The sequence below is a fragment of the Mycobacterium sp. 663a-19 genome, assembly GCF_035616495.1.
Lineage (GTDB): Bacteria > Actinomycetota > Actinomycetes > Mycobacteriales > Mycobacteriaceae > Mycobacterium.
In genome coordinates this window covers 178,656-199,328 of the sequence record NZ_JAPJAV010000008.1, presented here as the reverse complement: position 1 = coordinate 199,328, position 20,673 = coordinate 178,656, and the positions used below count along the sequence as shown (strand labels likewise).

Sequence of the window (20,673 nt, the reverse complement as noted above, 5' to 3'; positions counted from 1 at the left end):
CTAAAGGCAGGCCAAACCGATTCCAAACGACACCCTGTTCGGCCGCGTCGCGGACCACTTGCGGAGGATGCGGGATTTGAACCCGCGAGGGCTGTTAACCCAACCCGCGTTCCAGGCGAGCGCCATAGGCCACTAGGCGAATCCTCCGTGGCCATGGTAACCGAGCCCGCCGCGGTCCCCGACGCTCGTTCCGGGCCAGGTATTACACTCGCCATGGACCCCGCGCGGCGTCTATCCTGTGAACTCCCCCAGGGCCGGAAGGCAGCAAGGGTCAATGGGCTCTGTCGGGTGCGCGGGGTCCCCTACGTGGGGCCTGCATGACCCCGAACTCCACGGCGAGCGATCAGCGAAAGGGCTCCTGGTGGCCTTCGATTCCCTCAGCCCCGACGAGCTGGCGGCCCTGCACGCCCGTAACCAGCAGGACTACGCGGAGCTGCGAGCCAAGAAGCTGGCCCTGGACCTCACCCGCGGCAAACCCTCCCCGGAGCAACTCGACCTGTCCAACCGGCTGCTGAGCCTGCCCGGAGACGACTACCGCGACGGCGAGGGCACCGACACCCGCAACTACGGCGGCCTGCACGGCCTGCCGGAACTGCGGGCCATCTTCGGGGAGCTGCTCGGCATCCCGGTGCAGAACCTGATCGCCGGCAACAACTCCAGCCTGGAGCTGATGCACGACCTCGTGGCCTTCTCGATGCTGTACGGCGGGGTGGACTCGCCGCGGCCCTGGATAAAGGAGCCGGTCGTCAAGTTCCTGTGCCCGGTCCCCGGCTACGACCGGCACTTCGCCATCACCGAGACCATGGGCATCGAGATGATCCCGATCCCGATCCTCGCCGACGGCCCCGACGTGGACCTGATCGAGGAGCTGGTCGCCGTCGACCCCGCGATCAAGGGGATGTGGGCGGTGCCGGTGTTCGCCAACCCGACCGGCGTCACCTACTCGTGGGAGACGGTGCGTCGGCTGGTCCAGATGCGCACGGCCGCACCGGACTTCCGGCTGTTCTGGGACAACGCGTACGCGGTGCACACGCTGACGCTGGACTTCGTCCGTCAGGTCGACGTGCTCGGGCTGGCCGCCAAGGCCGGCAATTCCAACCGGCCCTACGTCTTCGCGTCCACCTCGAAGATCACGTTCGCCGGCGCCGGCGTCAGCTTCCTGGGCGGCTCGCTGGGCAACATCGCCTGGTACCTGCAGTATGCGGGCAAGAAGTCGATCGGCCCGGACAAGGTCAACCAGCTGCGGCACCTGCTCTTCTTCGGCGACGCCGACGGGGTGCGTCTGCAGATGCTGCGCCATCAGCAGATCCTGGCGCCGAAGTTCACGCTGGCGCTCGAGATCCTGGAGCAGCGGCTGGGCGAATCCAAGATCGCCTCGTGGACCGAACCCAAGGGCGGCTACTTCATCAGCCTCGACGTGCTGCCCGGCACCGCGCGGCGGACCGTCGCCCTGGCCAAGGACGCCGGCATCGCGGTCACCGAGGCCGGTGCGTCCTTCCCGTACCGAAAAGACCCGGACGACAAGAACATCCGGATCGCGCCCACCTTCCCGTCGCTGCCGGACCTGCGCAACGCCGTCGACGGGCTGGCCACCTGCGCGCTGCTGGCGGCCTCCGAGCGTCTCGCGTCGCCGGCGGGTGACGTTCGGGTTTGACTCTGCGCTGGTGGCGCAGAAGTGCGAGTAGCCTGCGCCCTCAGCGCAGAGTGAACGCCCGTCGGGCCACCGTCACCGCGCGCCGGTAGCCTGCTGAGCGTGGCCCTCTACCGCAAGTATCGACCGGCGACCTTCGCCGAGGTGGTGGGGCAGGAGCACGTCACCGAACCGCTGTCCGTCGCCCTGCAAGCCGGCCGGATCAACCATGCCTACTTGTTCTCCGGGCCGCGCGGCTGCGGCAAGACGTCGTCGGCGCGCATCCTGGCCCGGTCGCTGAACTGCGCGCAGGGGCCGACGGCCACCCCGTGCGGGGTGTGTGAGTCCTGCGTGGCGCTGGCCCCTAATGCGCCCGGCAGCATCGACGTGGTGGAGCTCGACGCCGCCAGCCATGGCGGCGTGGACGACACCCGCGAGCTGCGGGACCGCGCGTTCTACGCCCCCGCGCAGTCGCGCTACCGGGTGTTCATCGTCGACGAGGCGCACATGGTCACCACGGCCGGGTTCAACGCGCTGCTCAAGATCGTCGAGGAGCCCCCCGAGCACCTCATCTTCATCTTCGCCACCACCGAACCGGAGAAGGTGCTGCCGACGATCCGGTCGCGCACCCATCACTACCCGTTCCGGCTGTTGCCGCCGAAGACCATGCGGGCGCTGGTCGGGCGGATCTGTGAGCAGGAGGGCGTGGTCATCGACGATGCGGTGTACCCGCTGTTGATTCGCGCCGGCGGCGGTTCGCCCCGCGACACCCTCTCGGTGCTGGACCAGTTGCTGGCCGGCGCCGAGGGCGACCACGTGACCTATCAGCGGGCGCTGGGCCTGCTGGGCGCCACCGACGTCGCGTTGATCGACGACGCCGTCGATGCCCTGGCCGCTTCCGATGCCGCGGCGTTGTTCGGCGCGGTGGAATCGGTGATCGACGCCGGCCACGACCCGCGCCGCTTCGCCACCGACCTGCTGGAGCGATTCCGCGATCTCATTGTGCTGCAAGCGGTTCCGGACGCGGCGACCCGCGGCGTGGTGGACGCGCCGGAGGACGTGCTGGACCGGATGCGGGACCAGGCGGCGCGGATCGGGCCGGCGGCGCTGACGCGCTACGCCGAGGTGGTGCAGGCGGGGCTGGGGGAGATGCGCGGTGCGACGGCGCCACGCCTGCTGCTCGAGGTGGTCTGCGCGCGGCTGCTGCTGCCCTCGGCCAGCGACGCGGAGTCGGCGCTGCTGCAGCGCATCGAGCGGATCGAGACCCGGCTGGACATGTCGATTCCCGCCGCGGCCGAGCCGGCCGCGGCGCCGAAGCCCAGGGCGGAGCCGCCGCCAAAGCGGGCGACGGCGCCCAAGCCCAGGCCCGCACCGGAACCGGCACCCGTGGCGGCCGCCGAGGCAGCCCCCGAATCCGCCTCTGCCCCAGGCGAACTCAGCGCCGCGGCGGTGCGCAGGAGATGGTCGACGGTGCGTGACAAGGTGCGCCAGCGCAGCCGCACCACCGAGGTGATGCTGTCGGGCGCCACGGTCCTGGCCGTCGACAACGACACGCTCGTGCTGACACATGCGTCGGCGCCGCTGGCCAAGCGGCTGTCCGAACAGCGCAACGCCGACGTCATCACCGAGGCGCTCAAGGACGAGTTCGGGGTCAGCTGGCGGGTGCGATGCGAGACCGGCGACCCGCCGGCCGCGGCGAGCCCGCCGATCCCCGAGGCGGAAGATCCCGCCCCCGCCCCGGATTCGGCTCAGCGCGAAGAGCGCGAGGACGAGGAGCACATGCTCGCCGAGGCCGGCCGCGGAGACCCGTCGGCGCCGCGTCGCGACCCCGAGGAGGTCGCGCTCGAGCTGCTGCAAAGCGAGCTGGGTGCGCGCCGGATAGACAACGGCTAGGGGCGCCACCACGGGCGCAGCGGCAGGTCGTCGTCGCCCCACTCGTCGACGTTGGCCGCCAGCACGTGATGCAGCTGAAGGTTGTTGCGCTCGAAGGCCACCCGTGACGCCGCCATGTACAGGCCCCACACCTTCGCGGTGGGCAACCCGACCTCGGCGACGGCGTCGTCCCAGTGCTCGACCAGGTTGCGGCACCAGTCGCGCAGCGTCATCGCGTAGTGGTGGCGGAAGTTCTCCTCGTGCAGCACCTCGAAACCGGCGTCCTGGATGTCGGTGACGATGCGGCCCGAGCCGGTCAGCTCGCCGTCCGGGAACACGTAGCGGTCCGTGAACCCGCCGGCGAAGGGGGTCGACTTGTTGTCGTGGCGGGTGATGCAGTGGTTGAGCAGCAGCCCGCCGGTGCGCAGCTTCGACTTCAGGAAGCCGAAGTAGGCCGGGTAGTTCTTGACGCCGATGTGCTCGGTCAGCCCGATCGAGGAAACGGCGTCGAATCCCGCCTCCCGCACGTCGCGGTAGTCGGAGTGCCGCACCTCGGCAAGGTCGGTCAGCCCGTCGGCCTCGATCGCTTCTCGCGCCCACTTCGCCTGTTCGGCCGACAGGGTGGCGCCGATCGCGCGGACACCGCGGCGCGCGGCGTAGCGCACCATGCCGCCCCAGCCGCAGCCGACGTCGAGCAGCCGGTCGCCCGGGCGCAGCCGCAGCTTCTCGAAGATCAGCCGGTACTTGTTCTCCTGGGCCTCTTCCAGCGTCGCGTCGGGGTCCGGGTAGACCGCGCAGGTGTAGGTCATCGACGGGCCGAGCACCCACTCGTAGAACGTGTTGGAGACGTCGTAGTGGTGGTGGATCGCCTCGGCGTCGCGGGTCTTGCTGTGCAGCACGCCGGCGGCGACGCGACGCCAGCGGGGCGGCGCCTCCTCCGGGGGCGGGGCGACCGGCAACAGGTGTTCGACGCCGATCGAGCGGACGACGTTGGCCATCACCCGCGCCGACGGCCGCTTGAACTTGACCCGGTCGGTCAGCGATTTGAGCAGCGGGTACGGGTCGCCGGGGTGAACGCCGTGGGCCTGCAGATCACCCGACACGTACGCCCGGGCGAGACCGAGCTCGCCGGGGGCCGTGGCCAGGTACGTGGCGCCGCGGGACGACCGCAGGTCCAGGCCGAGCTCCGCGTCGTCGCTTCCGGCGGTGCTGCCGTCGTACGCGGTGAACTTCAGCGGCTGGCCGCCGGTGGCCGTGAAGACCTCCAGGATCTCGGCCATGCTGAGCTTGCCCGACTTGGTGGGGCGTTCGGGCTCTTTGGTGGTTGTCATCGCCGTTGCACCGCCTTTGCATACAGGTCGAGGAGACGCGAATCGGGATCGTAGGTTTTCTTGACAGTGTTATAGGCCTCCCCGCCGTAGAGCTCGTCAAACTCCTCGCGGGTGTAAAAGGAGTCGGAGTACAGCGATTTGTGCCCGTCGAGCTCGCTCACCTTGGCCTCGACGGCGCGGTTGGTGGCGCCCGGGGTGTCGCCGGCCGGCACCGAGGACCAGAACCCGACGTTGACGTAGGTGTGGTCGGGCCGCATCGGATACAGTGGCCACCCCTCGTGATCGCGAAGCCGCAACGGGCACAACCAGATCGGCGTGATGGGCACGTGGTCGCCGAACCACTCCAGGAAGTCGACGACGCGTTCGATGGGAATTTCGACGTCCTGCACCACCCGTTCGCGCGGGGGGCGGCCCGGCGAGCGAATACTGCGCGCCTCGATGCGGTCGGAGATGCCGAAGCGCCGGTCGAGGGCCACGAGCCTGGAGTAGACGCTGCTGCGCCGGTAGCGGCGGGGCCACCAGCGCCGCAGCCGGGGGTTCTGTGCGCCGAACGCGCGTGAGCACCAGAACCAGTCGGTGTCCCAGCGCCAGAAGTAGTCGTGGATCGTCAGCCGGTCGTCCTTGGTGGCCTCGACGCCGGCCGCGTCGTGCTGGATCGAGCGGTAGTAGATGTCCTTGCCGGTGTAGTCGCTGACCGGTCCGGGCGTGGCGGTGCGCCGGCCGACGCACAGGTAGCTCTCGTCGGCGCCGAACACCACCCCGTCGAGGTAGTCGACGGGGGTGCCGCCCTGTCCGCCGGTGTCGACGATGCGTTCCATCGCCGCGACCATGTCCGGCAGCGAGCGGAACCGGATGTGACGGAGCGCCACGAACGGCGCCACGGGCTCCAGCTCGATCCGGAGCCGGGTCGAATACCCTAGCGTCCCATAGGAATTGGGAAACGCGCGGAACAGCTCGGAGTGCTCGCTGCGGGATGCGGTGACCAATTCGCCAGCGCCGGTGAGGATGTCCATCTCCAGCACCGATTCGTGGGGCAGGCCGTTGCGAAACGACGCCGACTCGATGCCCAGGCCGCTGACCGCCCCGCCGAGCGTGATGGTCTTCAGCTGCGGCACCACCAGCGGCGACAGGCCGTAGGGCAGGGTGGCGTCGACCAGGTCCTCGTATGTGCACATGCCGGCGACGTCGGCGGTGCGGGCATCCGGATCGACGCTGAGCACCTGGGTCAGTCCCGACGTATCCAGGCCGGGCGCATCGCGTTTGGTGCGGGCGCGGAACAGGTTTGAGGTGGGCTTGGCGAGCCGGACCGCGGCCGTTGCGGGGATGGATCGATAACTCGCCATCAACCGATCAACGCCCGACGTGTGAGCCGAGAGTGCAGATCCAGGGCTTGGCACCACATATACCCTAGTCTTCGGACATAGCCCGTGCACCCGCTCGGGCGGCATCACGAGGAGGAATTGCGGCTGATGGCCCAGGTCAGCGCGGCCAGCACGATCTTGATCAACGCCGAGCCGGCGGCCACGCTCGCCGCAGTGGCGGACTATCAGACGGTTCGCCCGAAAATCCTGTCCCCGCAATACAGCGAGTACCAGGTGGTGGCGGGCGGCCAGGGCGCCGGCACGGTTGCCAAGTGGAAGCTGCAGGCCACCAAGTCACGCGTGCGCGACGTGCAGGTCGACGTCGACGTGGCCGGCCACACCGTCATCGAGAAGGACGCGAACTCGTCCATGGTCACCAACTGGACGGTGGCTCCCGCGGGCCCCGGATCCAGCGTCACCGTGAAGACCAGCTGGACCGGCGCCGGCGGCGTCAAGGGTTTCTTCGAAAAGACCTTTGCGCCTTTGGGTCTGAAGAGGATCCAGGGCGAGGTGCTGGCCAACCTGAAGAAGGAGCTGGAAAGCTAGCGCGCCTGGCCCTGCGTGGCCAGGAAGCCGGCGACACCGCGCACCATCGCGTCGGCGTACTTCTGCCGGCCCTCGGGCGACTCCATCAGCGCCGAATCCGCGGGGTTCTTCATATTGCCGCACTCGACCAGGATCGACGGGTACTGCGCCAGGTTCAGGCCGGCCAGGTCCGAACGCCCGTACAGTCCGTCCTGGCCGATGTAGTTGGCGGGCGGGATGCCCGACGCCTGCAACTGGTCGCGCATGATCCGGGCGTACTGCACCGACGGCCCGGCCTGCACCTGGTTGAGCGGCGGCGCCGAATAGTTGACGTGGAACCCGCGGCCGGAGGGCGGGCCGCCGTCGGCGTGGATGCTCAGCACCGCGTTGGGGTGCATCGCGTTGGCCATGTTGGCGCGGGCGTCGACGCACGGGCCCAGCCCGGTGTCGTTGCCGCGCGACATCGCGGTCCGCACACCCAGCGCGCTCAACGCGGCGCGGACCCGCAGCGCGGTGTCCCAGGTGAACGTGTGCTCCTGGTAGCCGGTGTTGGTCGACGTCCCGCTGGCCTGGCAGTCCTTGGTGCCGCCGCGGCCAGTGGGCACCTGACGCGAGATGGACGCGTCGTTGGAGCCGTTGTGGCCGGGGTCGATGAACACGACCATGCCCGCGATGTTGGAGGGGACTCCCCATGCGGCCGGGGTCGCCGTCGGCATGACCGCCGTCGACGCGGCGACCAGCGCACCGACCACCGCTTTGATCCCGACACGCCTGCTCACTCGTAGGTCCACGGCGCAAAGGTAACGCCGCCCGGTCTACGCTGGGTGTCTCGAATCGCCCGGTATCCACAGGCGAGACCAACTCGAGACCGAGATGCGAGGGGATTGTCATGCAACCCGGAGGCGACATGTCGGCCCTGCTCGCCCAGGCGCAGCAGATGCAGCAAAAGCTGATGGAAGCCCAGCAGCGGCTCGCGAACTCCGAGGTGCACGGTCACGCCGGTGGCGGCCTGGTCGAGGTGGTCGTGAAGGGCAGCGGCGAGGTGGTCGCGGTGAAGATCGACCCCAAGGTCGTCGACCCCGACGACATCGAGACGCTGCAGGACTTGATCGTCGGTGCCATGGCCGACGCTTCCAAGCAGGTCACCCAGATGGCGCAGGAGCAGCTCGGGTCGCTCGCCGGTGGCATGGGGGGCCCACCGGGCCAGCCGCCGGCGTCGCCGACTCAAATGCCGGGGCTCTGACGCCTCCACCGTCATGTTCGAGGGACCCGTCCAGGATTTGATCGACGAGCTCGGCAGGCTGCCGGGCATCGGACCCAAGAGCGCTCAGCGCATCGCCTTCCACCTGCTGTCCGTCGAGCCCGCGGACATCGATCGGTTGACCGCCGTGCTGGCGAAGGTCCGCGACGGCGTGCGGTTCTGCGCGGTGTGCGGCAACGTCTCCGACGACGAGCGGTGCCGGATCTGCGCCGACCCCCGCCGGGATGGCTCGCAGGTGTGCGTGGTCGAGGAGCCGAAGGACGTCCAGGCCGTCGAGCGCACCCGCGAATTCCGCGGCCGTTATCACGTTTTGGGCGGTGCGCTCGACCCGCTGTCCGGGGTCGGGCCCGATCAGCTGCGGATCCGCGAGCTGCTGAGCCGCATCGGCGAGCGGGTCGACGACGACGTCGACATCACCGAGGTGATCATCGCGACCGACCCCAACACCGAGGGCGAGGCGACCGCCACCTACCTGGTGCGGATGCTGCGCGACATCCCCGGCCTGACCGTGACGCGGATCGCGTCCGGGTTGCCGATGGGCGGCGACCTGGAGTTCGCCGACGAGCTGACGCTGGGCCGCGCGCTGACCGGCCGCCGCGCCATGGTGTAACGCGGTCCCGCAGCCCGTCATGCGCCGGCCAGTTCGCCGGCCTCGCTTTCGACCGACCCCGGCAGCGGCCTGCCGGCGACTTCCGGCATGAATCGAAGGGTGACCGTGCCCACCAGGCCGGCGAAGATCAGCATGTAGGCCGGCACCATGGTGTTGTGGGTGGCCGATATCAGCGCTTGAGCGATCAGCGGCGTGGTTCCGCCGACGGTCGACAGCGCGATGTTGTACGCGATGGCCAGCGCCCCGTTGCGCACCCTGGTCGGGAACAGTGCCGGCAGCGCCGATGGCGTGGTGCTGTCGAAACACAGTTCCATCAGCCCGATCAGCAGCACCCCGACGAAGACCAACGGCAAGACAGCGCCGGAGCCCATCAGCAGGAAGGCCGGGACCGACGCCGCGACGAGCAGTCCGCAGCCGGTCCGCATGATGGGTTTGACGCCGATGCGGTCGGACAACGCGGCGACGAATACCACCGCGGCCATCAGGATCGCCAACGTCGCCACGATCATCACCAGTGCGGCCGTGTCACCAACGCGCACAACCACTTTGAGGTAGGTCGGCAGGTATCCGGTGAGCATGAAATCGGGGGCCTGGGAGGTCACCACGAGCGCCGCGCAGATCACCATCGGCTTCCACTGCTCCACCACCGTGTGCCGAAACTGCTGCCAGCCGCGGTAGACCGGCTCGTCGCTGCCAAGGATCACCCGCTCGTAGGCCGGCGACTCCTCGATCCGCAGCCGCAGATACAGCGCGAGCACGCCGAACGGCGCTCCCAGCAACAGCGGAACCCGCCAGCCCCAGGCCAGCATGTCGCGGCTCGGCAGCCAGGCCTGCAGCGCGGTCACCAGCAACCCGGCGAGCACGAACCCGACCAGGTTGCCCAACGGCAGGAACCCGACCATCATGCCGCGTTTGTGGGTCGGGGCCCGCTCGACGAGATAGGTCATCGCACCGACGAACTCGCCGCCGGTCGACAAGCCCTGAAAGATTCGGGCGACCAGAAGCAGGATCGGCGCCCAGACGCCGATGGTGCTGTAACCGGGCAGTGAGCCGCTCATGGTGGTGCCCACCGCCATCAGCAGGATCGTGATCACCAGGATCCGCTTGCGCCCGATGCGGTCACCGAGCGGGCCGAGGACGAACCCGCCGAGCGGGCGTACCACGTATGCCGCCGCCAGCGTGCTGAACGTGGCGATGAGGTGGACCGCGCTGACGCTGTTACCCGGATAGAACACCTGCGCGATGGTGGTCGCGATGTAACCGTAGGAGCCGAAGTCGTACCACTCCATGAAGTTGCCGATGGCCGTGCCCGCGGTGTCGCGGCGCAGGGCCGAGTCGGCGGTCAGGCGTCGGATGCTCAACGAGCCGCTAACCGCTCGCGGCGCAACAACTCCACTTCGGGCATCGGCAGCGGCGCCAGCTCGCCCACCACCTTGCTCAGCAGCAGGTCGGCCAGCTCCGGGTTGCGGGCCAGACAGGGTCCGTGCATGTAGGTGGCGATCACGCTGCCCTGCACCGCGCCGTCGAACCCGTCACCGGCCCGGTTGCCCGCGCCCCTGACCACCGCGCCCAGCGGCGCGGCCGCCGGCCCCAAAACGGTTCCGCCGCGGTGGTTTTCGAAACCCGTCAGGCGCTGGGTCAGCCCGGCCGGCAACGGCTTGGTCACCAGCTCGCCGATGGTGCGTTTGTCCTGCGGCGCGGTGGTCAGGTCCAGCATGCCCACGCCGTCGACCCGTTCCCCGGCCGACGTCTCGTACCAATGCCCGAGCACCTGGATGGCCGCGCAGATCGCCAGCACGGGCGCGCCGCGGTCCGCCGCGCGCTGCAGGCCCGGGTACCGCTGCAGGTGCCGGGTGGCCAGGCGCTGCGCGTAATCCTCCGCGCCGCCCAGGGTGTACAGGTCCAGGGACTCCGGCACCGGGTCGGCCAGCGTGATCTCGACTATCTCGGCGTCCACGCCGCGCAGCCGCAGCCGCTGGCGCAGCACCACGGCGTTGCCGCCGTCGCCGTAGGTGCCCATCACGTCGGGCAGCACCAGCCCGATCCGCACTGTCGAGTCAGCCATGGCGCGCCAACGCTCGCTGCAGCTGAAGGAACGCGGTGTAGTTGGCGACGACCTCCACCCGCCCGGGCGGACACGACGCGATGGCCGCCATCGTGTCGTGCACCAGGGTGTGCTCGACGCCCGCGTAGCCCAGGCGCACCGCCAGGTCGGTGCCCCGTTCGCCGGCGGCCACCACGGGCGTCTCCTCGAAGTGCTCTAAGCGCACGTCCCACAGCCACGACAGGTCCTCGCCGTCGGGCACCTGCCCGTTGACCGCGATGACCACGCCGGCGGCGTGCTTGTCGACCATCGACAGCGCCTCCTGCCAGCCCGCCGGGTTCTTGGCCAGCAGCAGCCGCGCCTGGTGCGCGCCGACGCGCACGCTCCGGTAGCGCCCGGCGACCTCGTCGACCGCCGAGACGGCCGCGACGGCCCTGGCGGGGTCGGCGCCCAGCGCGACGGCCGCCGCGACGGCCTGCGCGGCGTTGCCGCGATTCACCGCGCCGGGCAGCCTCAGCCGCATCGGCAGGGCCAAACCGTCTGGGCCATAAAGCTTTTCGTCATCGAACCACCACTGCGGGGTGGGCCGCTTGAAATCGGCGCCGGTCGAGTACCAGTGGCCCTTGTCGCGGACGATCACCTCGCCGCTGCGCGGGCAGCTGACCGAGTCGTTCGCCCAGGCGCCGCCCGCGGCCACCCACACCACGTTCGGGCTGTCGTAGGCGGCCGAGGTCATCAGCACGTCGTCGCAGTTGGCGACCACGACCGCGGCGGGGTGCCGGGCCAGGCCGGCCCGCAGCGTGCGCTCGATCACGTTGATCTCGCCGACGCGGTCCAGCTGGTCGCGGGACAAGTTGAGCAGGACGACGACGCTGGGCTCCACCGCATCGGCGACGTGCGGCACGTGCATCTCGTCGACCTCGAGCGCGGCCAGCCCGGCGCCGCGGTCGGCGGCCAGCGCGGCGACCAGGCCCGCGTCCATGTTGGCGCCCTCGGTGTTGGTCGCCACCGAGGCGTCGGGGCCCAGCGTCCGCAGGGCGCCCGCGGTCATCCGGGTGGTGGTGGACTTGCCGTTGGTGCCGGTGACGATGACGGTGCGCCGGCCGGCACCGAGCTGTCGCAGGATCGACCGGTCCAGCGCCATGGCGACCAGGCCACCGATCATCGAGCCCGCCCCGCGCCCGGTGACCCGCGACGCCCACCGCGCGCCCGCCCCCGCGGCGAGAGCCAGACGTGCCCGGGTCGTTACCACCCGGAGAGTTTATGTTTCGTGCCGACACGACGCGCAGCGACCGGGCGATGTCGGCCCGGCGTGCCATCCTCAGGCTATGAACGGGGTGCAGCCGATTTCTTGGGGGCGCCCGGCAAGCGAGCCGGACGGGGGTTGGGCCGTCATCGACGTCGAGACATCGGGCTTTCGCCCAGGTCAGGCACGCATCATCAGCCTCGCCGCGCTGGGCCTCGACGCCGACGGCAACGTCGAGCAATCCGTCGTCAGCCTGCTCAACCCGGGGGTGGACCCGGGTCCCACCCACGTGCACGGCCTGACCGCCGCGATGCTGGAGGACCAGCCGCAGTTCGCCGACATCGTCGGCGACGTGATCGAGGTGCTGCGCGGCCGCACGCTGGTGGCCCACAACGTCGCCTTCGACTACGCGTTCCTGGCCGCCGAGGCGGAGCTCGCCGAGGCCGAACTCCCCGTCGACACCGTCATGTGCACCGTCGAGCTGGCCCGTCGGCTGGACCTGGGCATCGACAACCTGCGGCTGGAGACGCTCGCGGCGCACTGGGGCGTGCGGCAGGAACGGCCGCACGACGCCTTCGACGACGCGTTGGTGCTGACCGGGGTGCTGGCGTCGGCGCTGGACCGGGCGCGCGAACGCGACATCTGGCTGCCGGTGCATCCGGTGACCCGGCGCCGGTGGCCGAACGGCCGGGTCACCCACGACGAGCTGCGGCCGCTGAAGGTGCTGGCCTCCCGGATGCCCTGCCCGTATCTGAACCCGGGGCCATATGCCCCGGGCAGGCCGTTGGTGCAGGGCATGCGGGTGGCGCTGGCCGCCGAGGTGCGCCGCACCCACGAGGAACTCGTAGAGCGGATCCTGCACGCCGGGCTGGCCTACAGCGACACCGTCGACCTGGAGACCTCGCTGGTGGTGTGCAACGAGTCCGCCCCCGAGCAGGGCAAGGGCTACCTGGCGCAGAAGCTGGGCGTGCCCCTGGTGTCCGACGCGCAGTTCATCGACTCCGTTCGCGCCGTCATCGGCGGCACCAGCATGGAGGAATTCGTCGACGTCACCGCCGTCGACGAACAGCTGGCGCTGTTCTGATCGGCCCTAATTTCGGGAGGCCCGGTTGACCGCCGACACCACGGCGCGCAGCGACGCGGTGGTGATCGACGGCGCGATGCCCACGCCCCACACCGTGCGGCCGTTCACCGACGCCTCGACGTAGGCGGCGGCCTGGGCGTCGTCGCCGGCGCTCATCGCGTGCTCGGAGTAGTCCAGGACCGCGACGTCGAAGCCCACGTCGCCCAGCGCGTGGACGAACGCGGCCAGCGGGCCGTTGCCGGTGCCGCTGATCTCGGTCTCGACGCCGTTGACCTTCACCGTCGCCGCGATCGTGGTGGTGCCGCCGTCCTCCTCGGCCGCCTCGACGCGTTGCGTCATCCGCTCCAGCGGCCGCACCGGGGCGAGGTACTCCTCGGAGAACGCGTCCCACATCTCCTTGGGGGAGATCTCGCCGCCCTCGCCGTCGGCGATCTTCTGGATCACCTGAGAGAACTCGATCTGCAGCCGCCGCGGCAGGGCCAGGCCGTGGTCGGCCTTCATGATGTAGGCCACCCCGCCCTTGCCGGACTGCGAGTTGACCCGGATCACCGCCTCGTAGGTGCGTCCGACGTCCTTGGGGTCGATCGGCAGGTACGGCACCTGCCACAGCATGTCCTCGACGTCGGAGTCGGCTTCGTCGGCGTCGATCTTCATCTGGTCCAGGCCCTTGTTGATGGCGTCCTGGTGGCTGCCGGAGAACGCGGTGTAGACCAGGTCCCCGCCGTAGGGATGCCGCTCGTGCACCGGCAGCTGGTTGCAGTACTCGACCGTGCGGCGGATCTCGTCGATGTTGGAGAAGTCGATCTGCGGGTCCACCCCGCGGGAGAACAGGTTGAGCCCCAGCGTCACCAGGCACACGTTGCCGGTGCGCTCCCCGTTGCCGAACAGGCAGCCCTCGATCCGGTCCGCGCCGGCCTGATAGCCCAATTCGGCTGCGGCGACGGCGGTTCCGCGGTCGTTGTGCGGATGCAGGCTCAGGATGACCGACTCCCGGTTGGCCAGGTTGTGGCTCATCCACTCGATCGAGTCGGCGTAAACGTTGGGCGTCGCCATCTCGACGGTGGCGGGCAGGTTGAAGATGATCGGGTTTTCCGGTGTGGGCCCTATGATTTCACCGACCGCGTCGCACACCTCTTTGGCGTACTCCAGCTCGGTGCCGGTGTAGGACTCCGGCGAATACTCGAACCGCCACTGCGTGCCCGGGTACTTCGCGGCCAGCTCGACACACTTGCGCGCGCCGTCGGTCGCGATGGCCTGCACCGCGGCCCGGTCGGCGCGAAAGACCACCCGGCGCTGCAGGATTGACGTCGAGTTGTAGAAGTGCACGATGGCCCGCGACGCGCCCTCACACGCCTCGAACGTGCGCTCGATCAGCTCCGGCCGGCACTGCGTCAGCACCTGGATGGTGACGTCGTCGGGAATGGCGCCCGTGGTGATGATCTCGCGGACGAAGTCGAAGTCGGTCTGGCTGGCCGACGGGAACCCGACCTCGATCTCCTTGTAGCCCATGCGCACCAGCAGGTCGAACATGCGGCGCTTGCGGGCCGGGCTCATCGGGTCGATCAGCGCCTGGTTGCCGTCGCGCAGGTCCACCGCGCACCACAGCGGCGCATGAGCGATGACGCGGTCCGGCCAGCTCCGGTCGGCGAGCCGGATGGGCTCGACCTCCTCGAAGAAGGGCCGGTACCGGTTGACCGGCATCGACGAGCCCCGCTGGGGATTCCACGCGGGCTGACCGGGCGCCGGCGGCCCGGCGGGCTTCACGACGGTGCGCGCCCCGAACGACTCGGTATATGCGTCGGGGCCGGAAGGCTGGGAAAAACTTGTCACGGTAGTTGCTCCGGGGTATCAGAAGGAACCTCAGACCGGCGCATCGCGAACACCCGCGACGGGAAGCCGGTCTGGATCAGACCCCGTCGCGGCGTCCGAGGAGGAGCACCCGCTGCACGTTGTGAACTCTACCGCGCTCGGGCCGTCGGGCAAAAAGCGTCGCCATCGACCGCCGAACGTGCATGTCTGTACGGCAACACGCCGCGTGTGGCGTACAACCGCGCACGCTCGCGCCAGGAGAAATCGAGATGCACCGCCACGTATCCTGTTGTGGACTTATTGGAGGAAAAGCAACAGTGGCGCTCGTCGTGCAAAAGTACGGCGGATCCTCGGTGGCCGACGCCGACCGGATCCGCCGCGTCGCCGAACGCATCGTCGAGACCAAGAAACAGGGCAACGACGTCGTCGTGGTGGTCTCGGCCATGGGCGACACCACCGACGACCTGCTCGACCTGGCTCAGCAGGTGTGCCCGGTCCCGCCGCCGCGGGAACTCGACATGCTGCTCACGGCCGGCGAACGCATCTCCAACGCGCTGGTGGCCATGGCCATCGAGTCGCTCGGCGCGCACGCCCGGTCGTTCACCGGCTCGCAGGCCGGCGTCATCACCACCGGCACCCACGGCAACGCCAAGATCATCGACGTCACCCCGACGCGGCTGCAGTCGGCCCTCGATGAGGGCCGGATCGTCCTGGTCGCCGGTTTCCAGGGCGTCAGCCAGGACACCCGGGACGTCACCACGCTGGGCCGCGGCGGCTCGGACACCACGGCGGTCGCGTTGGCCGCGGCGCTGCGCGCCGACGTCTGCGAGATCTACACCGACGTCGACGGCATCTTCAGCGCCGACCCGCGGATCGTGCAAAACGCCCGCAAGCTCGACACGGTGACGTTCGAGGAGATGCTCGAACTGGCGGCCTGCGGCGCCAAGGTCTTGATGCTGCGCTGCGTGGAATACGCCCGCCGCTACAACATTCCGGTGCACGTCCGGTCGTCGTATTCGGACAATCAGGGCACCGTCGTCGTCGGATCGATCAAGGACATAGCCATGGAAGACCCCATCCTGACCGGAGTCGCGCACGACCGCAGCGAGGCCAAGGTGACCGTCGTCGGCATCCCCGACATCCCCGGCTACGCGGCCCGGGTGTTCCGGGCGGTCGCCGACGCCGAGGTGAACATCGACATGGTGCTGCAGAACGTCTCCAAGATCGAGGACGGCAAGACCGACATCACCTTCACCTGCTCCCGCGACAGCGGGCCGACGGCGGTGGCCAAGCTGGACGCCCTCAAGGACGAGATCGGCTTCAGCCAGCTGCTCTACGACGACCACATCGGCAAGGTGTCGCTGATCGGGGCGGGCATGCGCAGCCATCCCGGCGTGACGGCGACGTTCTGCGAGACGCTGGCCGCCGTGGGCGTCAACATCGAGCTGATCTCCACCTCCGAGATCCGCATCTCGGTGCTGTGCCGGGACACCGAACTGGACAAGGCCGTCGTCGCGTTGCACGAGGCGTTCGGGCTCGGCGGCGAGGAGTCGGCGACGGTGTATGCGGGAACGGGCAGATAGATGGTCGCGATCGGGGTAGTGGGGGCCACCGGGCAGGTGGGCCAGGTGATGCGCAGGCTGCTCGACGAGCGCGACTTTCCCGCCACCACGGTGCGGTTCTTCGCGTCGTCCCGCTCGCAGGGCCGCAAGCTGCCGTTCCGCGGGCAGGAGATCGAGGTCGAGGACGCCGCCACCGCCGACCCGTCCGGCCTGGACATCGCGCTGTTCTCCGCCGGCAAGACGATGTCGCTGGTGCAGGCGCCGCGCTTCGCCGCGGCCGGGGTCACGGTCATCGACAACTCGTCGGCGTGGCGCAAGGACCCCGACGTGCCACTGGTCGTGTCGGAGGTCAACTTCGAGCGGGACGCGCACCGTCGACCCAAGGGCATCATCGCCAACCCGAACTGCACCACGATGGCCGCGATGCCGGTGCTCAAGGTGCTGCACGACGAGGCGCAGCTGGTGCGCCTGGTGGTCTCGAGCTACCAGGCGGTGTCGGGTAGCGGCCTGGCCGGTGTCGAGGAGCTGGCGACGCAGGCGCGCGCGGTCGTCGGCGACGCCGAGCGGTTGGTGCACGACGGCGGCGCGCTCGAGTTCCCCGCGCCCAAGACCTACGTCGCGCCGATCGCGTTCAACGTGGTGCCGCTGGCCGGGTCGCTGGTGGACGACGGATCCGGGGAGACCGACGAGGACCAGAAGCTGCGCCACGAGAGCCGAAAGATCCTGGGAATTCCGGACCTTTTGGTCAGCGGCACCTGCGTGCGGGTTCCGGTATTCACGGGGCACTCGCTGTCGATCAACGCCGAGTTCGCGCGGCCGTTGTCGCCGGAGCGGGCGCTTCAACTGCTCGATGATGCGCCGGGTGTCAAGGTGGTTGATGTGCCGACGCCGCTGGCCGCGGCCGGCGTCGACGAGTCACTGGTCGGCCGGATCCGGCGGGATCCCGGCGTGCCGGAGGGGCGGGGCCTGGCGTTGTTCGTCTCGGGCGACAACCTGCGCAAGGGCGCCGCGCTGAACACCATTCAGATCGCCGAGCTGCTCGCCGCCGAACTATGATCCGCGGGTGAGCTCCGCCCATACTCGCGGCGGCACGCGGTGCTCGCTGTTGGTCGCGTCGATGGTCTGTTTGCTTGCGCCGCAGTCGCTTTCGGCCGCACACGCCGATCCGCCGGCACCACAGCCCGAGCCCGTGCTGCAGCCGCTGGCACCGGGTCAGGTGATACGGATCGGCCCGACGGCGGGCACCGGAACCCCGACCCGCGACTACGGCATCGGCGCCACCGACCTGTGCGACTTCGTCGCGTTCCCCACCGAGCTGTTGCAGGTCTGCGGCGACAGCTTCGCCGGTCAGGGCGTCGGGTTCGGCGGCTGGTACTCGCCGGTCGCGCTGCACGTCGACACCGCGTCGGTCGACGATCCCGCCGGGGTCCGCTACACCGGCGTCACCGGAATCAACAGGCCGCTGCTGGCCGATCCGACGCCGCCGGGGGATTCGCAGCTGCCCGCCGGGGTGGTGGAGATCAACCGGCGCAACTACCTGATGGTGACGACGACGCGCGACCTGGAGCCGCTGAACTCGCGGTTGGTGGCGGCCGAGCCGGCGCGCGCCGGCTGGCAGACCGTCCCCGGGTCGCGGCGCGCGGCGTCGTATCAGAACGGGCGGCAAACGCAGATCAGCGGGTACTACGACCCGGTCCCGACACCCGATTCGCCGAGCGGCTGGGTGTACATCGTCGCCAACAGCTTCACCCGCAGGGATCCCGTGTTTCTGTATCGGGCCACGCCGCAGACGTTCACCGACCGGTCCCGGTGGCAGGGCTGGGCGGCCGATGGCGGGTGGAACAAGCCGCCGACGCCGCTATGGCCCGACCAGGTGGGCGAGATGTGCATCCGCGAGATCGACGGCAAGGCGGTGCTGTCGTACTTCAACTCCGGCAACGGCAACATGGAGGTCCGCGTGGCCAACGACCCGACGTCGCTGGGCACCGCGCCGGTGACGACGGTGGTGCAGCACGACGAGTGGCCGGAGCCGGCGGAAAGCCTGCCGCCGCCGTACGACAACCGGCTGGCGCAGCCGTACGGCGGGTACATCTCGCCCGGTTCCACCCTCGACGAGCTGCGTATCTTCGTCAGCCAGTGGGACACCCGCGGGCGGGTGGCCGCGCCGTACCGGGTCATCCAGTTCGCGGTCAACCCGTTCAAGCCGGATTAGCGGCGGGTGGCGAGGTGCCGCCCCGATGGCGCGAATCGTCCGAGCATTGTCCTTGCTGCCATGGCGCCCGCGGGGTGAGCATCGACGTATGGATACAAGCCTGCGTGCTGCCGCCGTCCAGTTGGACGCCGTCCCCGCCGACGTGGACGCCAACCTCGCGGCCGTCGAAACCCTGGTCGACGAGGCCGCGGCCGCCGGCGCGACCGTGATCGCCCTGCCGGAGTTCTTCACCACCGGCATCGGCTTTCTGCCGGAACTCGCCGATGCCGCGCTGCCGCCCGATGGCCACGCCACCGAACTGCTGGTGGGCCTGGCTCGCCGCCACGGCGCCATGATCGGCGGGTCGTTGTTGGCCAGGGACGACGACGGGCACGTGCGCAACGCCTACTTGCTGGTGACCGCCGAGGGCGTGGCGGGCCGCCACGACAAGGACCTGCCGACCATGTGGGAAAACGCGTTCTACATCGGCGGCCACGACGACGGCGTGATCTCCGCGGGCGAGCTCACCGTGGGCGCCGCGGTGTGCTGGGAGCTCATGCGCACGCAGACGGTGCACCGGCTCCGCGGGCGCATTGACCTGGCCATGACGGGGTCGGGCTGGTGGTCGATTCCCAGCTGGCGCCCGTCGTCCGTCTTCCGCCGGATGGAAAGCCGCAACGCCGCAACCGCGTGGCGGGCCGCCGAGTCCTTCGCCGGATACGTCGGCGCGCCGGTGCTGCACGCCGCGCACGCCGGCGCGCTGCGATGCCGGATGCCTTGGCTGCCAATCGATTACAGCGGCCGATTCGAGGGCGCAACGATGATCGTCGCCGCCGACGGCACGGTCCTCGCGTCCCGCGCCGCCGACGAGGGCGCCGGCGTCGTCGTCTCCGATGTCGTCGTCGGCCGTCGGACACCGAAAGCGCAACCGCCGAAGGGCTTTTGGCTGCATCGCCGTGGGCTCCTGCCGACCGCCACGTGGCACTACCAGCGGCTGCACGGTAGGCGCTACTACCGCCGTCATGTAGCCCACGAAATCAATCCGGGACGATATGCCGGGGTCTGAGCGGTTTCGCCAGCTGACGCGGCGTTTCAGCTCATAGCTGGTGCTTAACTAACGCATAGCGGGAACCATTGTTTACCCCCGCATCATTTGTCTCATGAGTGAAACATCTGAAAACCCGACTGTGCGGACCTCAACCGCAACTACACCGGCGCCTGCGACAGCACCAGCGCCATACAAGACCCCCCGGGTCTTCATCGCCGCGGCGTGGGTCGCCATCGTCGCCGGGATCGTGTTCATCGTCTCGGTCATCTTCTTCACCGGGATGGCGCTCGGACACCGCGGCGGCGGCCACCACCATCATCACCACAAGCACCACGCGATGATGCATCGATTCGGTCCCGGTGGTCCGGGTGGCGGGCCGGGCGCGTACGCCCCGGGCGCTCCGGGTGCACCGGGCGCCGCGACCCCCGGCGCGCCGGGCCCGAGCCAGATCCCGTCGTCCGTCGCCCCGTCGCGGACGCCGTAGGGGGAAGTTCCTGACCGACAACGTGCTCACGGGGTGATAGGAGGACCCCGGCGGGCCGACAACCCGAAAACGTGGCCCCGCGCTCGCTCGAGCGCGGGGCCACCCTTCTCGATACGTGCTGAGCAATTCACAGCAACGTTTGCAAGTATCGAGGCATGAGCGAAACACCTGAACCGTCGACGCAACCGCCTGCCCCCGCCGCCGTGCCGCCGCCGGCACCGCCGGCCCACGAGCGGGTCAAGCCCCCGAAGGTCTTCGTGGCCGCCGCGTGGGTGGTGATCGTCGCCGGGATCGTTTTCATCCTCGCCACAGTGTTTTTCGCCGGCGTCACGGTCGTCGGCTACGACTACCACTGCCGTCACCACCATCACGGCATGATGTTCGGCCCCGGTGGCCCCGGCGGCCGGGGTGGGCCGTGGGGCGGACCGTGGGGATATGCACCCGGCGGGCCGGGGATGATGCCACCCGGCGGTCCGGGGATGATGCCGCCCGGCGGTCCGGGGATGATGCCGCCCGGCGGCCCGGGTGGTCCCGCCGAGTCGCCGACAACGAGCGCGCCCGCGCCGGTCCCGAACGCGCCGGGCACCCCGCGCCCCTAGGCGGGGTCACCCCCGC

Annotated in this window: 19 protein-coding genes, 1 tRNA gene and 1 other RNA gene; 13 read left to right on the top strand and 8 right to left on the bottom strand. The window is 69.8% G+C overall.

The features are described 5' to 3' along the window. Positions 1-61 precede the first annotated feature (61 nt). Positions 62-147, bottom strand: a tRNA-Ser gene (locus tag OQ968_RS16230). Positions 148-212: 65 nt separating this feature from the next. Here OQ968_RS16230 and ffs point away from each other — a divergent pair. The 3 genes from ffs to OQ968_RS16215 all read left to right on the top strand — a co-directional run bounded on the left by ffs (position 213) and on the right by OQ968_RS16215 (position 3,523). After that, positions 213-307: signal recognition particle sRNA small type (gene ffs, locus OQ968_RS16225), an RNA gene on the top strand. Between the two features lie 54 nt (positions 308-361). Beyond that, the gene (locus OQ968_RS16220; protein ID WP_324679610.1) at positions 362-1,654 is read left to right on the top strand and encodes an aminotransferase class I/II-fold pyridoxal phosphate-dependent enzyme; all 1,293 of its coding nucleotides are present in this window, start codon (positions 362-364) and stop codon (positions 1,652-1,654) included. A gap of 99 nt (positions 1,655-1,753) precedes the next feature. Continuing rightward, positions 1,754-3,523: a DNA polymerase III subunits gamma/tau gene (locus tag OQ968_RS16215; RefSeq protein ID WP_324679608.1), complete on the top strand. Its 1,770-nt coding sequence runs from the start codon at positions 1,754-1,756 to the stop codon at positions 3,521-3,523. On the opposite strand, the gene OQ968_RS16210 is transcribed toward OQ968_RS16215, so the two are convergent. Then, positions 3,520-4,833 carry a class I SAM-dependent methyltransferase gene (locus OQ968_RS16210; RefSeq protein WP_324679607.1) on the bottom strand — a complete coding sequence of 438 codons (1,314 nt, stop codon included), beginning with the start codon at positions 4,831-4,833 and terminating at the stop codon, positions 3,520-3,522. The genes OQ968_RS16215 and OQ968_RS16210 overlap by 4 nt on opposite strands. Further along, positions 4,830-6,176 (bottom strand): FAD-binding oxidoreductase, encoded by a 1,347-nt coding sequence (locus OQ968_RS16205; RefSeq protein ID WP_420715929.1) that lies wholly within the window; start codon positions 6,174-6,176, stop codon positions 4,830-4,832. The genes OQ968_RS16210 and OQ968_RS16205 overlap by 4 nt, the downstream gene beginning before the upstream one ends. A 126-nt stretch (positions 6,177-6,302) precedes the next feature. On the opposite strand from OQ968_RS16205, the gene OQ968_RS16200 reads away from it, so the two are divergent. After that, positions 6,303-6,740, top strand: coding sequence for an SRPBCC family protein (locus OQ968_RS16200; protein ID WP_324679783.1), 438 nt, complete (start codon positions 6,303-6,305; stop codon positions 6,738-6,740). Here the strand turns inward: OQ968_RS16200 and OQ968_RS16195 are convergent. Continuing rightward, the gene (locus OQ968_RS16195; RefSeq protein WP_324679605.1) at positions 6,737-7,510 is read right to left on the bottom strand and encodes an Rv3717 family N-acetylmuramoyl-L-alanine amidase; all 774 of its coding nucleotides are present in this window, start codon (positions 7,508-7,510) and stop codon (positions 6,737-6,739) included. The genes OQ968_RS16200 and OQ968_RS16195 overlap by 4 nt on opposite strands. A gap of 98 nt (positions 7,511-7,608) precedes the next feature. Between OQ968_RS16195 and OQ968_RS16190 the strand changes: the two genes are divergently transcribed. Then, positions 7,609-7,962 (top strand): YbaB/EbfC family nucleoid-associated protein, encoded by a 354-nt coding sequence (locus OQ968_RS16190; protein WP_324679604.1) that lies wholly within the window; start codon positions 7,609-7,611, stop codon positions 7,960-7,962. A gap of 13 nt (positions 7,963-7,975) precedes the next feature. Beyond that, positions 7,976-8,590, top strand: coding sequence for a recombination mediator RecR (recR, locus tag OQ968_RS16185; RefSeq protein WP_324679603.1), 615 nt, complete (start codon positions 7,976-7,978; stop codon positions 8,588-8,590). Between the two features lie 17 nt (positions 8,591-8,607). Here the strand turns inward: recR and OQ968_RS16180 are convergent, their stop codons facing one another. From OQ968_RS16180 to OQ968_RS16170, 3 genes are read right to left on the bottom strand one after another with little or no spacing between them, the layout of a single operon-like run. Beyond that, a complete protein-coding gene (locus OQ968_RS16180) occupies positions 8,608-9,918 on the bottom strand; it encodes an MFS transporter (protein ID WP_324679781.1) in 1,311 nt (436 codons plus the stop codon). Between the two features lie 29 nt (positions 9,919-9,947). Next, positions 9,948-10,655 (bottom strand): type 1 glutamine amidotransferase, encoded by a 708-nt coding sequence (locus OQ968_RS16175; RefSeq protein WP_324679602.1) that lies wholly within the window; start codon positions 10,653-10,655, stop codon positions 9,948-9,950. Further along, positions 10,648-11,886, bottom strand: coding sequence for a Mur ligase family protein (locus tag OQ968_RS16170; RefSeq protein ID WP_324679601.1), 1,239 nt, complete (start codon positions 11,884-11,886; stop codon positions 10,648-10,650). Before OQ968_RS16170 ends, OQ968_RS16175 begins: the two co-directional genes overlap by 8 nt. Before the next feature lie 76 nt (positions 11,887-11,962). Here OQ968_RS16170 and OQ968_RS16165 point away from each other — a divergent pair, with 76 nt between their 5' ends. Further along, positions 11,963-12,964: a DEDDh family exonuclease gene (locus tag OQ968_RS16165; RefSeq protein ID WP_324679599.1), complete on the top strand. Its 1,002-nt coding sequence runs from the start codon at positions 11,963-11,965 to the stop codon at positions 12,962-12,964. A 6-nt stretch (positions 12,965-12,970) separates the two neighbouring features. Here the strand turns inward: OQ968_RS16165 and leuA are convergent, their stop codons facing one another. After that, positions 12,971-14,794 (bottom strand): 2-isopropylmalate synthase, encoded by a 1,824-nt coding sequence (leuA, locus tag OQ968_RS16160; protein WP_324679597.1) that lies wholly within the window; start codon positions 14,792-14,794, stop codon positions 12,971-12,973. A 296-nt stretch (positions 14,795-15,090) separates the two neighbouring features. On the opposite strand from leuA, the gene OQ968_RS16155 reads away from it, so the two are divergent. From OQ968_RS16155 to OQ968_RS16130, 6 genes are all read left to right on the top strand, one after another. Then, complete coding sequence (locus OQ968_RS16155; RefSeq protein WP_324679596.1) at positions 15,091-16,356, top strand: aspartate kinase; 1,266 nt, start codon at positions 15,091-15,093, stop codon at positions 16,354-16,356. After that, positions 16,357-17,391: an aspartate-semialdehyde dehydrogenase gene (locus tag OQ968_RS16150; protein WP_324679594.1), complete on the top strand. Its 1,035-nt coding sequence runs from the start codon at positions 16,357-16,359 to the stop codon at positions 17,389-17,391. It abuts the gene before it with no gap. A gap of 61 nt (positions 17,392-17,452) precedes the next feature. After that, positions 17,453-18,547, top strand: coding sequence for a DUF4185 domain-containing protein (locus OQ968_RS16145; RefSeq protein ID WP_420715936.1), 1,095 nt, complete (start codon positions 17,453-17,455; stop codon positions 18,545-18,547). Positions 18,548-18,635: 88 nt separating this feature from the next. Next, positions 18,636-19,592 (top strand): carbon-nitrogen hydrolase family protein, encoded by a 957-nt coding sequence (locus OQ968_RS16140; RefSeq protein WP_324679588.1) that lies wholly within the window; start codon positions 18,636-18,638, stop codon positions 19,590-19,592. A gap of 94 nt (positions 19,593-19,686) precedes the next feature. Then, positions 19,687-20,058, top strand: a complete 372-nt coding sequence (locus OQ968_RS16135) for a hypothetical protein (RefSeq protein WP_420715928.1) — start codon at positions 19,687-19,689, stop codon at positions 20,056-20,058. 155 nt (positions 20,059-20,213) lie between these two features. Then, the gene (locus tag OQ968_RS16130) at positions 20,214-20,657 is read left to right on the top strand and encodes a hypothetical protein (RefSeq protein ID WP_324679587.1); all 444 of its coding nucleotides are present in this window, start codon (positions 20,214-20,216) and stop codon (positions 20,655-20,657) included. Positions 20,658-20,673: the final 16 nt, after the last annotated feature.

Coding starts and splice junctions, on each gene's coding strand:
- OQ968_RS16210 (WP_324679607.1), bottom strand. CDS start 4,833: ATGACAACCACCAAAGAGCCCGAACGCCCCACCAAGTCGGGCAAGCTC.
- OQ968_RS16205 (WP_420715929.1), bottom strand. CDS start 6,176: ATGGCGAGTTATCGATCCATCCCCGCAACGGCCGCGGTCCGGCTCGCC.
- OQ968_RS16200 (WP_324679783.1), top strand. CDS start 6,303: ATGGCCCAGGTCAGCGCGGCCAGCACGATCTTGATCAACGCCGAGCCG.
- OQ968_RS16190 (WP_324679604.1), top strand. CDS start 7,609: ATGCAACCCGGAGGCGACATGTCGGCCCTGCTCGCCCAGGCGCAGCAG.
- recR (WP_324679603.1), top strand. CDS start 7,976: ATGTTCGAGGGACCCGTCCAGGATTTGATCGACGAGCTCGGCAGGCTG.
- OQ968_RS16175 (WP_324679602.1), bottom strand. CDS start 10,655: ATGGCTGACTCGACAGTGCGGATCGGGCTGGTGCTGCCCGACGTGATG.
- OQ968_RS16165 (WP_324679599.1), top strand. CDS start 11,963: ATGAACGGGGTGCAGCCGATTTCTTGGGGGCGCCCGGCAAGCGAGCCG.
- OQ968_RS16150 (WP_324679594.1), top strand. CDS start 16,357: ATGGTCGCGATCGGGGTAGTGGGGGCCACCGGGCAGGTGGGCCAGGTG.
- OQ968_RS16145 (WP_420715936.1), top strand. CDS start 17,453: ATGGTCTGTTTGCTTGCGCCGCAGTCGCTTTCGGCCGCACACGCCGAT.
- OQ968_RS16140 (WP_324679588.1), top strand. CDS start 18,636: ATGGATACAAGCCTGCGTGCTGCCGCCGTCCAGTTGGACGCCGTCCCC.
- OQ968_RS16135 (WP_420715928.1), top strand. CDS start 19,687: ATGAGTGAAACATCTGAAAACCCGACTGTGCGGACCTCAACCGCAACT.
- OQ968_RS16130 (WP_324679587.1), top strand. CDS start 20,214: ATGAGCGAAACACCTGAACCGTCGACGCAACCGCCTGCCCCCGCCGCC.